12 protein-coding genes are annotated in these 15,237 nt (G+C 33.3%); 4 read left to right on the top strand and 8 right to left on the bottom strand.

Annotation, left to right across the window (positions count from 1 at the left end):
- Positions 1-83: 83 nt before the first annotated feature.
- The 8 genes from yidC to DMB68_RS19635 form a co-directional block, all read right to left on the bottom strand.
- A complete protein-coding gene (gene yidC, locus DMB68_RS19600) occupies positions 84-1,997 on the bottom strand; it encodes a membrane protein insertase YidC (protein ID WP_110348329.1) in 1,914 nt (637 codons plus the stop codon).
- An 80-nt stretch (positions 1,998-2,077) separates the two neighbouring features.
- Positions 2,078-3,691 (bottom strand): CTP synthase, encoded by a 1,614-nt coding sequence (locus DMB68_RS19605; RefSeq protein ID WP_110348330.1) that lies wholly within the window; start codon positions 3,689-3,691, stop codon positions 2,078-2,080.
- Between the two features lie 223 nt (positions 3,692-3,914).
- Positions 3,915-4,145, bottom strand: coding sequence for a DUF3820 family protein (locus DMB68_RS19610; RefSeq protein ID WP_057118843.1), 231 nt, complete (start codon positions 4,143-4,145; stop codon positions 3,915-3,917).
- An 81-nt stretch (positions 4,146-4,226) separates the two neighbouring features.
- On the bottom strand, positions 4,227-4,628 hold the full coding sequence (locus tag DMB68_RS19615) for an OsmC family protein (RefSeq protein ID WP_110348331.1): 402 nt from the start codon (positions 4,626-4,628) through the stop codon (positions 4,227-4,229).
- Positions 4,628-6,709 (bottom strand): PBP1 and LysM peptidoglycan-binding domain-containing protein, encoded by a 2,082-nt coding sequence (locus tag DMB68_RS19620; protein ID WP_110348332.1) that lies wholly within the window; start codon positions 6,707-6,709, stop codon positions 4,628-4,630. Before DMB68_RS19620 ends, DMB68_RS19615 begins: the two co-directional genes overlap by 1 nt.
- Before the next feature lie 95 nt (positions 6,710-6,804).
- Positions 6,805-8,721 (bottom strand): LysM peptidoglycan-binding domain-containing protein, encoded by a 1,917-nt coding sequence (locus DMB68_RS19625; RefSeq protein WP_110348333.1) that lies wholly within the window; start codon positions 8,719-8,721, stop codon positions 6,805-6,807.
- Positions 8,722-8,783: 62 nt separating this feature from the next.
- Positions 8,784-10,313: a glutamine-hydrolyzing GMP synthase gene (gene guaA / locus DMB68_RS19630; RefSeq protein ID WP_110348334.1), complete on the bottom strand. Its 1,530-nt coding sequence runs from the start codon at positions 10,311-10,313 to the stop codon at positions 8,784-8,786.
- Between the two features lie 128 nt (positions 10,314-10,441).
- Positions 10,442-11,203, bottom strand: coding sequence for a hypothetical protein (locus tag DMB68_RS19635; protein WP_110348335.1), 762 nt, complete (start codon positions 11,201-11,203; stop codon positions 10,442-10,444).
- A 424-nt stretch (positions 11,204-11,627) separates the two neighbouring features.
- Between DMB68_RS19635 and DMB68_RS19640 the strand changes: the two genes are divergently transcribed.
- The 4 genes from DMB68_RS19640 (at position 11,628) to gldI (ending at position 15,221) form a co-directional block, all read left to right on the top strand.
- A complete protein-coding gene (locus tag DMB68_RS19640) occupies positions 11,628-12,014 on the top strand; it encodes a RidA family protein (RefSeq protein ID WP_110348336.1) in 387 nt (128 codons plus the stop codon).
- 74 nt (positions 12,015-12,088) lie between these two features.
- Positions 12,089-13,345 (top strand): voltage-gated chloride channel family protein, encoded by a 1,257-nt coding sequence (locus DMB68_RS19645; protein ID WP_110348337.1) that lies wholly within the window; start codon positions 12,089-12,091, stop codon positions 13,343-13,345.
- A 202-nt stretch (positions 13,346-13,547) separates the two neighbouring features.
- The gene (locus tag DMB68_RS19650; RefSeq protein WP_110348338.1) at positions 13,548-14,552 is read left to right on the top strand and encodes a DHH family phosphoesterase; all 1,005 of its coding nucleotides are present in this window, start codon (positions 13,548-13,550) and stop codon (positions 14,550-14,552) included.
- Between the two features lie 6 nt (positions 14,553-14,558).
- Entirely contained in the window at positions 14,559-15,221 is a 663-nt protein-coding gene (gldI, locus tag DMB68_RS19655; RefSeq protein ID WP_110348339.1) for a gliding motility-associated peptidyl-prolyl isomerase GldI, read from the top strand.
- Positions 15,222-15,237: the final 16 nt, after the last annotated feature.

The raw sequence follows: 15,237 nt of genomic DNA on the forward strand, positions 1-15,237 counted from the left end.
AAACAAAATTATCTAATAATCTCTTATACAAAAAAAAGGTCGAAAACTAATTTCGACCTTTTTTGTATTCTTTCTTGCAAGAATTATTTCTTTTTATTCTGAACTTTTTTTGCTGCCTCCTGCTGCTCCATTACTTCCTGAAGACGCTGCTGGAACTTACTTGGTTTTTTAGGCTCTCTTTGTTTGTTTTCCTCAATCTGAGCGTGAATTTTTTCACTGTCTACAATATAGTTCTTGATTACAAACATAATTCCTATTGTAATTAAGTTCGAAATAAAGTTGTACAAACTTAATCCTGCACCATAACTGTTGAAAAAAATTAACATCATTAATGGTGAAACATAAATCATGATTTTCATCATTTTTGCCATATCCGGCATGCCTTCCTGCTGTGGAGCTGCCATTTGCTGATCTCCGGAAGTCATTTTCATATAGAAGAAAATCGCAATCGCTGCCAAAATTGGAAATAAACTGATATGATCTCCATATAAAGGAATATGAAATGGCAATTTAAAAACTGAGTCAAAAGAAGACAAATCATCCGCCCAAAGGAAACCTTTTTGCCTTAGCTCAAAAGCTGACGGGAAGAACTGGAATGACGCATACATAAAAGGAAGCTGGATCAATGCCGGAATACATCCTGCCATTGGGTTAACCCCTGCTTTATTATACAGCTTCATTGTTTCCTGCTGCTTCTTCATTGGGTCTTTTTTGAATTTTTCTCCCAATTCTGTAATTTCAGGACGCAAAACTTTCATTTTTGCCTGCGACAAAAAGGACTTATAAGTAATTGGCGACATCGCCAACTTGATAAGAATCGTAAAAATAATGATTGCAATTCCAAGAGATAACCCAATAGTTGAACTTAAGAATCCAAATAACGGAATGAAAATCCATTTGTTAATCCAGCCAAAAATTCCCCATCCAAGCGGAATAATTTTTTCAAAATTCTTATCGTATGATTTTAATACTTTATAGTCAGCCGGACCAAAATACCAACTCATTTTATAATCAATCTCTCCATTAGAAAACGCTAAAGGAACTGTTGCTTTAAATTGTTTTGTAAAAACAGTATCGATTTTTTCGTCTTTAACCAAATTCTGGGAAACCAATTGCGATTTTTCGAAAGATGTATTTGTTTGTAGAATCGTAGTAAAGAAATGCTGTTTAAATGCTACATAATCCACTTTTTCAGGCGTTTCTTCTTTATGATCACCCTGTCCTACATAGCTTTCTTTTCCATCTTCATAACTATAATAGATTTCAGCATAACGGTTTTCATACGAAATACTTTTTTCATTTCTATAGGTTTTTAAATCCCATTGCAAATCTAATGGCTTCGACGAATTCAAAACTTTATTCAATCCCTGAGAACGAATATCAAAACCAACTAAATAATCATTTGGTTTTAAAATGTATTTATATTCTAAAAATTCATTAGCTCCAGCTTTTAAGCGCATTGTTAAAATCTGGTCTGAACCATTTTTTGTCAGTATTGGCTCAAAAAACAAGTCTTTAGAATTTAAACTTCTATTATCAGTTGTTTGTAGCTGAATATTTAAATTTGAATTATTGTCTTTAATCAATTCAACTAATTGTTTTGAACCTTTTTCAAATCGCTCAAATTCTTTAAGAGTAGCTTCAACAATATAACCTCCTTTATTAGCGATTTTAAGCTTTATCTTTTCATTTTCAATCGTGGTAAAAGACTCTTTTGCAGAAGGAAGTGTAGCTGAATAAGCAAAACCACCTAATGTTTTTTGTAATTGGGCTAATTGAACCGTATCACCAGGAGTTGTTGCGACAGCTGGTAAAGCAGCAGTTTTAGATTTATCTTCTTTTGCTTGTGCCTCTTGTTTCGCAACTAATTCTTTCTTGGCTTTTTCAGCAGCAATTTCTTTCTCAGAAGGTTGATTTTGATACATAATCCAAATCAAAATTCCAAATATCAATACAAAACCAATGATTGAATTAAGGTCTAATTTTTTTTCTTCCATTATAATTTAAAAAAGTTACTCATTAAAGAATATTAGTTATGAGTTAGACTCAAAAGTTACATCCTCTTAGAATATTAATATTATTTTTTATGTGAATTTACAGCAGCAGCCACAAAATTCACAAAAATAGGGTGCGGATTTGCTACCGTGCTTTTGTATTCAGGATGGTATTGTACTCCAATAAAAAACGGGTGATTTTCTAATTCTACAATTTCTACTAAACCAGTGTCAGGATTAACTCCAGAAGCAATTAAACCTGCTTTCTGCAATTCATCTTTATACTTATTATTGTACTCATAACGGTGACGATGACGCTCCGAAATAGTTTTTTCTCCGTAAATTTTATGTGCTAAAGTATTTGGCTTAATGTCACATTTCCAGGCTCCAAGACGCATTGTCCCTCCTTTGTCTGTGATTGTTTTTTGCTCTTCCATCAAATTCACAACAGGATGTTTTGTTTTTTCATTCATCTCTGTAGAATTCGCTTCAGCATATCCTAAAATATTTCTTGAATATTCGATAACCGACATCTGCATTCCCAAACAAATTCCGAAGAACGGAATATTATTTTCACGTGCATAACGAACTGCCTCAATTTTTCCTTCAATTCCTCTTTCTCCAAAGCCAGGGGCAACTAAAACTCCGTCAAGCGGTCCTAGTTTCTCAGCCACATTATCAATATTAATATGTTCTGAGTGAATCGAAATTACATTTACTTTAGTTTCATTCGCAGCACCTGCATGAATAAACGCCTCCAAAATAGATTTGTAGCAATCCTGCATTTCTACGTATTTACCAATCAAACCGATATTTACAGTATGTTTTGGATTTTTTAATCTGCGTAAAAAAGTATTCCAGTTTTTAAGATCCGGAGCTGCTTTTTTAGGTAAATCTAACTTTTTCAAAGCCACAACATCTAATCCTTCTTCAAGCATTAAATTAGGAACTTCATATATGGTTGAAGCATCAATAGACTGAATAACTGCTTCTTTTTTTACATTACAAAACAAAGCTAATTTACTGCGTAATTCCTGAGACAATTCATGCTCAGTTCTACATACTAAAATATCTGCTTTGATTCCGCTTTCCATCAACGTTTTTACAGAGTGCTGTGTCGGTTTTGTTTTTAATTCTCCTGCAGCAGCCAAAAATGGCACTAAAGTCAAATGAATCACAATTCCGTTGTTTTCACCCAATTCCCAAACCAACTGACGAACAGATTCAATATATGGCAAAGATTCAATATCACCAACAGTTCCGCCAATTTCAGTAATCACAATATCATAATCGCCTGATTTACCAAGCAATTGCATTCTGTCTTTGATTTCGTTAGTAATGTGAGGAACAACCTGAACTGTTTTTCCTAAAAACTCTCCTCTTCTTTCTTTTTCAATAACCGAAAGGTAAACTCTTCCTGTTGTAACGTTATTTGCCTGAGAAGTAGGAACATTTAAAAAACGCTCATAGTGACCTAAATCTAAGTCCGTTTCGGCACCATCATCTGTCACATAACATTCTCCATGCTCGTAAGGGTTCAAAGTACCCGGATCAACATTGATATAGGGATCGAATTTCTGAATAGTAGTACGATATCCTCTTCCTTGTAACAATTTTGCTAAAGATGCCGCGATAATTCCTTTTCCTAAAGAAGAAGTCACACCGCCTGTAACAAAAATATATTTTGTTTGATTCATTCTGTTGTTAGTTTGTATTGTAGTTGTGTAAAAAACTTGGCAAAAGTACAATTTAATTAGACAATTTGCTAATTAGAAAATTAGAAAATGTATCAATTGAAAAATTTAAGAAATAGACAAGTGATAATTACAAAACAATGAATTAAATTCATTTTAAATCAATATTTTAAAGCTATCTGTCTAAACATTATCTAATTTTCTAATTTTCCATTATCTAATTCTTTTAAGGTTTCGGATACTGCTTTTTAATATTTCTGATTAACTCTTCTAATCCATTCAGTTTTAACTCATAAATAAGCTGTAGCTGCTGCCCTAACTCTCCTTTAGGAAAACCTTTATTATGATACCAAACCACATAATATTCGGGCAAATCAATTAAAAAACGTCCTTCGTATTTTCCGAAAGGCATTTTGGTATGAGCTAATTTTATAAGAAGTTTTTTGTCTTGTTCCATTTTTTTAAAGAAAAAAGAAGCAAGAAAAAAGAATGTAAATCTATCCTCTTTCCTGCTTCTTTTAATTCTATAATTAGATTCTTATTTCCAGTTAAAAGTGATTCGTTTTTCAATATCAGAATTTAGACTCAAAAAAACCGGACAAGTCATTGCTGCACGTTCTAAAATTATTCTGTTTTTTTCATCAGCATCACTTTTCAAATCAAAAACAATTTCGATGGCGCCAATTCTTCTTGGTTCGGCGTTCATGATTTTAGTTACTTCAGCTGTCGAATCCACTAAATCCACATTTAAATCACGAGCTTTAATTCCCATGATCGTAAACATACAACTTGCCAAAGCATTTGCAACTGTATCTGTTGGAGAAAACGCTTCTCCTTTTCCGTTATTGTCTAATGGTGCATCAGAAATAAGTTCGCTTCCTGATTGCACATGTATTGATTTTGTTCTTAAATCGCCTAAATAGGTTACTTTTGATGTCATTAATTTGCTACTTTTAAAGTTAAGTCTGAGTCGTAATATAAAATGTAAACACCTTTATTGGCGTGTCCTCCATCTTCTTTTTTATAATATTGAAATTTATTATCAACCTGCTCGGTTGTCATTAAATCTGCTGTTTCCTGATATGTTTTTCCCTGAACCAGACGCATCATGGTATCAAAAGTTACATCAAATCCACGAGTTGCGTACGTATTAGGATTTACTTTGTTTTTCAACTTGTATTCTTTTTCAAAAACTAATACACCAGCCTCATCGCTTTCACGAGTAACAGACGGATACATTAATTTTAATTTTACCAAATTTTCGAAATTAATCTCATCTGTATCCAATGTACTGTTTGGCTCCAGAATCACCAATTGTATCTGACAGGTTCTCTGAGCATCAATTAAAGCTTTTATGGTGGTTTTAATCATTGCGGTATTAGCTGTTTCCATTACAACATAATTCATTTTTCCCGGAAACAATAAACTTTTTAAATTAGCAACATCCAACCCTCCGGTTTCAGTAAAAGAAGCAAATGCTACTCCTTTTTGGTTTTGTTTAATATAACTGATAACTGATTCTTTTTTCTTATCAACCACAGCTACAATGTTACCGTTTTTAGAACGCATATAATCAAAAACAGTATTTCTTACGACATCATTAGACGGAACTGACTGATACAAATTATCAATTGGATTAGCCGAATCTTTTGACAATGGCGAAATCACAGGCACATTATACAATCGTAATGAATTTGCTGTGGCCTCAGCATTATTTTGATAAAATGGCCCAATAACAGCATTGGCATTCTGCAATTTATTTTGAGAAATCAACCCTGAAACATTCGATGTACTTTTCGTTTCCTGCGAATCATAAATTGAAATATCAATTGGCAATTTTAAAACTTTAGCTGAATCTATCGCCATCATTGCTCCCGAATAAAAGTCCAGTGTCATATTCAAAAATTTGTCGCTTTTAATTCGGCTGGCAGAACTTAACGTATCATTTTGCATTTTTGCTAAATTAAAAGGCAATAATAAAACCAGCTTTTTACGCTCGTTCTGACCTCTTTTTTTACTTAGTTCAACTATCTCCGGATCAGCAGAAACAGTTTCAGATTTTACTTTTTCAAGAATTTGAATTCCTCCTTTATTTTCTACCGGTTTTTCAATTTGTTTTTGTTCTTCTTTTACGATAATTGGAACCGGAGCAACATATCCTGATGGAACTTTTAAAACCATTCCTTCTTTTACACCTTCAGAAAGTGCCGGATTCAGTTCTGTTAATTCTTCCTGAGTGATATGAAAAGTTCTTCCTAAACTATAAAAAGTCTCTTTTGGTTTAACCTGATACTCCATATAAGTAGTTACTTTTTTTGAAGCTTCAACAGGCTTTTTAGCCTCAGCAGGTTTAGCATTATTTGCAATTACAGTTGTGGCTTCTGTATTTGGAGCCGTTCCTTTTATCGTTAATCTGTATCCAATTGGTAAATTAGATACAATTTCAGGATTACGTTTTTCTAAATCTTCAATAGTAGTATTGTATTTTTTGGCTATTGAAAATTTAGTTTCTTTAGCTATAACATCATGATAAACATATTTTTCCTGAGTTTTTTCCTTTACTGGTTTGGTAGAAGAAGGTGTTTTTACCGAAGCTCCTTTTGCAGGAATTACCAATTTTTGCCCAATTTGAACGCCGTCTTTTTCCAGAAACGGATTTGCAGCTTTCAGAGCTTCATCTGAAATACCATATTTTTTTTCAATACTGTAAAAGGTTTCTTTTGGCTGTACTTCATGTATAACTTCTTTAGTATTTCCGTTCTTTTTCGCTGCAGTTTCTTCTTTTTTAAAAGTTGCAGTTTTATCGCTGCTGCTTGGAATCAGTAAAACTGTATTAGGTTTTAAAGAAGTCCTTGCATCTGGATTTAACTGGTAAATATCATAAGGAGTAACCTTGAATTTTTGAGCAATCTGATTGATTGTCTCTCCATTCGACACAGTGTATTTAAATACTTTTCCTTGTGAAAAAGCAGAACACGTAATAAAAAAAGCAACAGAAAACAGGGTGAAAAAATATTTCATAATAGATATTAAAAACAATTATTCTTTAATTCGAACAAGGTACTAATTTCTGTTCAAAACAAAAATCAGTCCGAAAGTTAATTCTTTACTAATTATTACCTGAGATCAATCTCGGCCTTAACAATAATTACATTTTTATATAACTCATTTTCTTCCTTTTTCTTGCACTGATACAAAACTTCTTCCATAGTATTATATTTGTCAGAATACACATAATATGAAAGACTATTTATATTAAAAAAGAAGCTGGCATTAAAATCACCTGAATCAATTAACTTCATAATCAACTGATCTCTGGGCGCAGGATCTGTAAATGTGCCCAAAACTAAATAATAGCTGTTTGGAACTTCTTTCAGATTATCAAAAACTTCAATTTTTGTATTTTTTTCATTTTTAAACGGATTCTCTTTCAGTTCTTGTTTCATTTCCTCTAGCGAAACTGTTTTAGAACTTTCAACTAAACCAGATACATTTTGATTTTTAATGGCTTCATCCTGATACTTTTTCAGTTTGATCAAAGCCAGTTTATCATCAAAATTTCGCGCTTCCATACTATAATAAGTAGCTTTGCTAATGTGTCTTTTAACTTCAATCTTTTTCTGATTATCCAAAGAATCAATTTTAGCAATTAGTAACTGATTTTGGGCATCTCCTTGTTTCTGTTGGATTTTATAACGTTTGATTTCTTCTAATGAAAGCCTTTGCTGTATCGAAGTAACATTGTTCTTTTTCTCGCTTTCGCGGATTTTTTTCTTGTATTCCTGGTTTTCTTCTACGGCAATTTTCTCCACTTTATTCATTAAACCGGCATACACTTTTCGGTTTTCAGCCAGTTCTTTCTTTAATTGAGAAGATAATTCACTTGTTTTACCAATACTTTCATACGATTGCTTTTCTAATCGCTTTGATTCAGTAACATTCAGGACATCCATTCTTTTCAATTCGACCAAATCATTGTTCATCGTATTGACTAAAGAATCTAATTTTGCCATTAAAATATCCTGAACATTTTTATTCGCTTCTAAAACCAAACGCAGCTTTTCAACTGAATTCTCTTTAGAACCATTCATATCATCCAGATTCAGTTTTAAATCATTGATTTTTATGATTTTCTGATTCATTTCTTTCTGAACAACCAATCTGTCTTTTAAATCATCAATTTCAACTGTTTTGGCTTTTGTTTTTTCAACTACCACTTGTTTTTCGGCAAGAGCCAGCATCAACTCTTCACTTTCATTCGCCGGTTTAATTGCTTTTGTATTAATTGCCAGCTTATTTCCAACAATTAATCCGTTTACGATTTCAGGATTTTGAGATTCTAACTGATCAATTGAAATTCCATATTTTTTAGAAATTGAAAATTTGGTTTCTTTAGCTTCAACAATGTGAAAAACCGTTTCCTGATTTATTACACGAACTCTTCCGTCTAAAGTTTTTCTTTTGTTTGGAATTGTGATTGTCTGACCAATCTGCAGTCCGTTTTGAAGAATCTCTTTGTTTAAATTTTCTAAGTCCTGAACCGAGACATTATATTGCCTCGCAATACTGAACAACGATTCTTTAGCAACAACCAAATGTGTTGGTTTAGCTGAAGATGAAGCTTCCTGCTTAAATACATTATATGAATTTTGAGGAATTATTAGTTCTTGTCCGATTTGAAGTCCGCCCGCCAGAATTTCAAGATTAGCATTTTGAATAGCCTCAACAGAAACATGATATAGTTTTGACAAGCCAAAAAGAGTTTCTTTTGGTGCGACTAAATGCGTAAGCTGTGTTTTTTGATGGTTTTTGGTTTCGGCATGAACAGGAATTTTAATAATTTGATTATCCTTTATACCATTTTGCGATTCTGGGTTGAGTTTATAAATCTCGTCGACAGAAACCTTATACTTTTGGGCAATAAAATAAGCAGTTTCTCCTTTTTGAATTTTATGCTCAATAATTGAATCTTGCGCAGTTATTTTGTTAAAAGACAAAATAAACACAAGAGAAATCGTTAAAAAGTTTCTCATAAATAGTAGGTTATAAAAAATTAAGGCCTTACAAATGTAAGACCTTAATTTTAAATATGGTACTATTCCCACTCAATTGTTGCAGGTGGCTTTGAACTTATATCATAAACTACACGATTCACGCCTTTTACCTTATTGATAATGTCATTTGATATTTTCATCAGGAAATCGTAAGGCAATTGAACCCAGTCAGCAGTCATACCGTCTGTTGATTCTACAGCTCTAAGCGCAACTACTTTTTCGTAAGTACGCTCATCACCCATCACTCCAACAGAGTTTACAGGAAGTAAAATCGCTCCGGCCTGCCAAACTTTATCATACAGTCCCCATGATTTTAATCCTTCAATGAAAACAGAGTCTACATCCTGCAGAATTCGAACTTTCTCCGGAGTAATATCACCTAAAATTCTGATTGATAATCCAGGTCCAGGAAAAGGGTGTCTTCCTAATAATTCAGGATCTATTCCTAAAGTAGCACCTACTCGTCGCACTTCATCTTTAAAAAGCATTCTAAGTGGTTCTACAATTTTTAATTTCATATAATCCGGCAAACCACCAACATTGTGGTGTGATTTAATCGTAGCCGATGGTCCTTTTACAGAAACCGACTCGATTACATCTGGGTAAATCGTTCCTTGTGCTAGCCATTTTACATCTTCGATCAAATGTGATTCATCATCAAAAACTTCGATAAATACACGTCCGATTGTTTTACGTTTGGTTTCAGGATCGCTTATTCCGGCTAATTCGCCAAGAAAACGATCTCCGGCATCTACTCCTTTTACATTTAATCCCATTCCTTTGTATTGATCTAATACATTTTGGAATTCGTTTTTACGAAGCAAACCGTTATTTACAAAAATGCAATATAAGTTTTTACCAATTGCCTTGTTTAATAAAACTGCTGCTACAGTAGAATCTACTCCGCCAGAAAGTCCTAAAACTACTTTATCGTTTCCTAATTTCTCTTTTAATTCTGCTACCATTTCTTCTACGAAAGCACCTGGTGTAAAATTTTGAGGAACGTCAGCAATTTTTACTAAAAAGTTTTCCAGCATTTTTGATCCGTCAGTAGAATGGAAAACCTCAGGGTGATATTGAATGGCATAAGTAGTTTCACCTTCTATTTTGTAAGCGGCAAATTCTACGTCATGTGTACTGGCTAATTTCACTGCGTTGGTTGGAAGCGCCTTGATACTATCACTGTGACTCATCCAAACCTGACTGTTTTCTGAAACACCATTAAAGAAAACTTCATTCTCTTTAATATAAGATAAGTTTGCTCTACCGTATTCTCTGGTATTAGAGGCTGCTACTTCTCCGCCGCTAAAGTGTGCTAAATATTGTGCTCCGTAACAAACGGCAAGCATTGGAAGTTTACCTCTTATTTGCGATAAATCAGGATGAGGGGCATCTTCTCCGCGAACAGAAAAAGGGCTTCCTCCTAAAATTACGGCTTTATAAGGTGATAAATCACTAGGAAAGTGATTGTAAGGAAAAATTTCGCAGAATATATTTAATTCGCGAACTCTACGCGCAATAAGCTGAGTGTATTGCGATCCGAAATCTAAAATAAGTACGTTGTGTTGCATGCGCAAAAATACTTTTTATATTCGAAAATGAAAAATCGGAACAATGAAAAAAAATATTTTTTTTTCATTGTTCCGATTTTTAGGTTAGAGGCTATTAATTACAAAGACACAAAAACGTAGCAACTTTATTACTTCGATATTTTTTGAATAGTTTTTTTACCTTTTGTAAATACTTTATCCTCCTTTATAATAATAAATTTTGCTTTAAAACCCGTATCCAAATTATCCCAAGAGTCAGACAAAATAAGATGGCCTTCGGCATCGTAAAATTCAAATCCACCGGTATTTCCTCCAAGAGACCCCCTGTTAAGTGCTTCTATATCAAATGTATTAAAACCTTCATTAAAAATTATTTTAAACTCTTGATAATCTCCTCTTAATATCATTTTCTCTACTAAAACATTTTGATTAAAAACAGCTTTAATCAAGTCGCCATCAATCGCACCTACATCACGGCATTTTACAACAAAATAAGAAGAACCTGTATAAATATTACCGAATTCAAGATTTTTTCTAACTAATTGCCCTCTATCTTCTTTTAATCCGGCATCTGTCAAAGCCTGATCCAAATCTTTTTCCATTTTGCCAACATAACGATCTCCAGGGTTACCAAATTTATTTTCTGTTGACATCGAAAAATTGCTCTTTTCTTCTCCAATCTGAAATTTAGATTTTGGGGTTATAGTGGTATTATCAAAAACGTTTGGTGTTTTAATACTAGGAATATCTGTATTTTGTGCCTGTGGATCTTTAAATTCAGGAGCAGGTATTTTCTTAGGCTTTGCATCAAATTTTCGGGCAGGAATTGGTTTAAAACCCGAGTTGAATTCAGCCTGAGCAGAAGCAGTCAGGACAGTAAAAAATAATATGAATAATAAAATATGCTTCATTGAAAAAGTATTATCGAATTCGGCTTTTAAAATTTTATAAAATCAATGTTCAGGTCTGGCAAAAATAACATAATTTAATTATTGACTGTCTGTTTAAGAATTTTATAACAATATATTAGGCTAATTTTTGGAAGCAAAAAACCTGCCATTTATTTATGGTATTCAAAAAACGAATTGTGAATTGCATGAGGGATTGAAGCGATATCCTTTTATGAAGAGAAACGGAATAAAAGATTTAGCAGAAAGCCCGACCCGCTTTTTTTTTGCGGGACATGCCCAAACCTTCAAAATTATAACAAAATGAAGTTATTTTTTTACATAAGGAGTAATGTTGCGTGATAAGATTGTAATTCTATTTTTTTAAATTGCAAGCCATTAATCTAACTACAAAATGCTTTAAAGTATTTTGAAAAATTATAAAAAAATGAAAAGAGAAAACATCTTAACAGGATCACCGTGGGAAGACAAAATGGGATATTGTCGTGCCGTAAGAATTGGCAATATTATTGAAGTTTCAGGCACTGTGGCTATTGTTGATGGCGAAAAAGTAAAAGCCGATGATGCTTATGCACAAACTTATAACATTCTGGAGCGTATTGAAAAAGTATTAGAAGATTTGAATGTTGGAATGAAAGACGTTATCAGAACACGAATTTTCACTACCGATATTGCTACTTTTGAAGATGTTGCAAAAGCGCATGCTGTTTTTTTTAAAGATGTAAAACCTACAACCGGTTTTTATGAAATCAGCAAACTTGTTGCACCTGAATATTTAGTTGAAATTGAATTTACAGCTGTAGTACAGGAATAATTTTCTGCCACGAATTTCATCAATAACTTTTAAAATTCGTTTTTATTGGTGAAATTCGTGGCAAAACTATCTAAATGAATTTTCAAAAATTTAAAGAAATACTCCTCATCCTTTTCAAATGGGTCCTGATTTGTGTTTTAATCGGCCTTCTTTCAGGATCTGCATCAGCCTTCTTTTTACTTTCATTAGAATTTGTTACAGAATTTAGAATTCAACACCACTGGATTATATGGTTTTTGCCTCTTGGCGGATTATTAGTTGGATTCAGTTATTATTATTGGGGCGAATCTGTTGTAAAAGGAAACAATTTACTGCTTGAGGAATATGAAAAACCTCAGAAAGTGATTCCTTTTAAAATGGCTCCTTTAGTTCTTTTAGGAACTTTACTTACTCATTTATTTGGCGGATCTGCAGGCCGTGAAGGAACTGCTGTACAAATGGGCGGTGCCATTGCAGATCAATTCACAAAACTTTTCAATTTAGATAATTCCGAAAGAAAAATTCTGATTATTCTGGGAATCAGTGCGGGATTTGCATCTGTTTTCGGAACACCTTTGGCGGGTGCTATTTTCGCTCTGGAGGTTATATATTTTAGTAAAATCAATTTCAAAAGTATTATTTTATCTTTTTTAGTGGCTTATGCCGCTTATTTTACTGTTGAACTTTGGCAGGTAGAACATAGACAATATTACATTTATGAAGTGCCGGAAATTTCAATTAATGCTATAGAATGGACCGTTATTTTGGGAATTATATTTGGTTTAACTTCAATGCTTTTTTCCAGAAGCACTCATTTTTGGGGTTTTCTTTTTTCGAAAATCATAAAATATCCACCGCTTCGTCCTTTTATTGGCGGGATTGTTTTGGCCATTGCTATTGCTGGTTTCGGCTTTACTAAATTCTCAGGATTAGGAGTACCTGTAATTGCTGAAGCTTTTTGGAGTCCAAATCCATGGTACGATTTTTTACTTAAAATTTTATTTACCGGATTTACTTTAGGTGCGGGTTTTAAAGGCGGAGAAGTAACTCCCTTATTTTTTGTTGGAGCAACATTAGGAAGTGCTTTATCTCTAATTATTCCAATGCCAATTGCTCTTTTGGCTGGTCTTGGGTTTGTAGCTGTATTTTCCGGCGCAACTCACACTCCTATCGCCTGCACCATTATGGGAATGGAATTATTTGGAATTCAGCCTGGAATTTTTATTGCTGTCGCCTGTACAATTGCTTATTTCTCTTCTGGTTCTGTGGGGATTTATAAATCGCAGATTGTAAAAGGAGCTAAATATAAATTGTATCAAAAATTACAGAGAAAAGAGTTAGAGAATTTGTAAAATAAGATTCCAATTTTAGAAATTTCAAATCGCTATACACTTCAAAAAATTAAAAACAATTGCTATAAAATAAGCTGTTCTTGTCAAACGGGTTTAAACTTGAAACCTGAAACTTCAAACATCGAGAAACCAAATCCCTAAAAGTGTGTTAATCTATAAAATGATTTCAGCATTACATTAAAAAAATGTAAATTCGCACACTATGAAAATACAAGATATTGAAGCAGTAAAGTTATTACTCTCAACCCCAAAGAAAATTGCAATAATTCCGCATAGAGGACCAGATGGCGACGCTATGGGGTCTACGTTAGCATTATACCATTTTCTATTAAAAAACAATCATCAGCCAACCGTGATTGCTCCAAATGATTTTCCTGATTTCTTAGCCTGGCTTCCAGGTTCTGAAACCGTTAGAATATTTGAAAAAGACACTCAAAACTGCACCAAAATATTAGAAGAGGCTGAGCTGATTTTCACACTTGATTTTAATGCTTTTCATCGTACGGGTGAAATGGAACATACACTTGCAAGGCTTACATCTCCTTTTATCATGATCGATCATCATGAAAAACCACACGATTATGCAGCGTACTCTTACTCCGATACTTCGTTTGGCTCTACTTGTGAAATGATTTATAATTTCATATTATTTTTAAATAAAAAAGAAGATATTGACAAAACTATAGCAACTTGCATTTACACTGGAATATTAACAGATTCAGGTTCTTTTCGTTTTCCTAAAACTACTGGAAACACCCATCGCATCGTTGCTGAATTAATTGATTTAGGTGTAGAAAATACTGAAATCCCGGTTTTATTATTTGATAATAGTTCCTACAGCCGCTTACAATTACTGGGGCGTGCCTTGCAGAATCTGAAAATTTTATCAGAACATAAAACTTCATATACTTTTTTAACGCAGGAAGAACTGGATTCATTCAATTATGTCAAAGGTGATACAGAAGGAATTGTTAATTACGGATTAAGTATAAAAGATATTATTTTTACCGCTATTTTTATAGAAAACAAAGACGAAAACATTATTAAAATATCTTTTCGTTCCCAAGGCGGATTTGATGTAAATCAGTTTGCCCGAGATCATTTTAATGGTGGCGGCCATATCAATGCTGCCGGTGGAAGATCAGAAGTTTCAATGGAAGAAACCCTGAAAAAATTTGAAGATTTAGTAACTAAACTAAAAATATAACCCCATATGAAGTACTTAAAACTAAGCATTTACACCTTGCTTTTTACTGTTTTATTTCTTAGTTGCAAACATCATGAAGAAGCCAGAAGACCTATTTCTCAGTCTTCAGGTACGTTTATGAAAAAATCAGCAGACAGAAACAAAAAACTGGTTGCCAGCGAAGAAGATGTTATTAAAAAAATCATCAAAAGTAACCCAAAAGTAAAATATTATGCCACCAGAAAAGGATATTGGCTGTCATATGATGAAAAAAACACGACCGATACGCAGACTCCCAGGAAAGGAGATATTGCGTATTTTAATTTAGAAATAAAAGACATTGAAGGCAAAATTATCTATTCTGAATCAGAACTTGGTCCACAAACGTATTATGTAGACAAACAAGACATCATGATGGGATTGAGAGACGGAATTAAATTAATGCATAAAAATGAAACCGTAACTTTTCTGTTTCCTTCCCATATTGCTTATGGATATCATGGAGACAACAAAAAAATCGGAACAAATCAATCGTTAATCTGTACGGTTACGCTTAGAAATTTTGTTCCGGATCCCAGTGCTGCAACAGCAACTCCCACATCAAACACAAGCAATCCGGCAGAACAGACTTTAAAACCTGTAAGCCCAAAACCTGCTGTTAAAACTAAAAAAGACACATTAAACCCATAAAAACAACATTTTAAAA

It is taken from the genome of Flavobacterium hydrophilum (genome assembly GCF_003202405.1).
Classification (GTDB): Bacteria; Bacteroidota; Bacteroidia; order Flavobacteriales; family Flavobacteriaceae; genus Flavobacterium; species Flavobacterium hydrophilum.

Coding starts and splice junctions, on each gene's coding strand:
- yidC (WP_110348329.1), bottom strand. CDS start 1,997: ATGGAAGAAAAAAAATTAGACCTTAATTCAATCATTGGTTTTGTATTG.
- DMB68_RS19605 (WP_110348330.1), bottom strand. CDS start 3,691: ATGAATCAAACAAAATATATTTTTGTTACAGGCGGTGTGACTTCTTCT.
- DMB68_RS19610 (WP_057118843.1), bottom strand. CDS start 4,145: ATGGAACAAGACAAAAAACTTCTTATAAAATTAGCTCATACCAAAATG.
- DMB68_RS19615 (WP_110348331.1), bottom strand. CDS start 4,628: ATGACATCAAAAGTAACCTATTTAGGCGATTTAAGAACAAAATCAATA.
- DMB68_RS19620 (WP_110348332.1), bottom strand. CDS start 6,709: ATGAAATATTTTTTCACCCTGTTTTCTGTTGCTTTTTTTATTACGTGT.
- DMB68_RS19625 (WP_110348333.1), bottom strand. CDS start 8,721: ATGAGAAACTTTTTAACGATTTCTCTTGTGTTTATTTTGTCTTTTAAC.
- guaA (WP_110348334.1), bottom strand. CDS start 10,313: ATGCAACACAACGTACTTATTTTAGATTTCGGATCGCAATACACTCAG.
- DMB68_RS19635 (WP_110348335.1), bottom strand. CDS start 11,203: ATGAAGCATATTTTATTATTCATATTATTTTTTACTGTCCTGACTGCT.
- DMB68_RS19640 (WP_110348336.1), top strand. CDS start 11,628: ATGAAAAGAGAAAACATCTTAACAGGATCACCGTGGGAAGACAAAATG.
- DMB68_RS19645 (WP_110348337.1), top strand. CDS start 12,089: ATGAATTTTCAAAAATTTAAAGAAATACTCCTCATCCTTTTCAAATGG.
- DMB68_RS19650 (WP_110348338.1), top strand. CDS start 13,548: ATGAAAATACAAGATATTGAAGCAGTAAAGTTATTACTCTCAACCCCA.
- gldI (WP_110348339.1), top strand. CDS start 14,559: ATGAAGTACTTAAAACTAAGCATTTACACCTTGCTTTTTACTGTTTTA.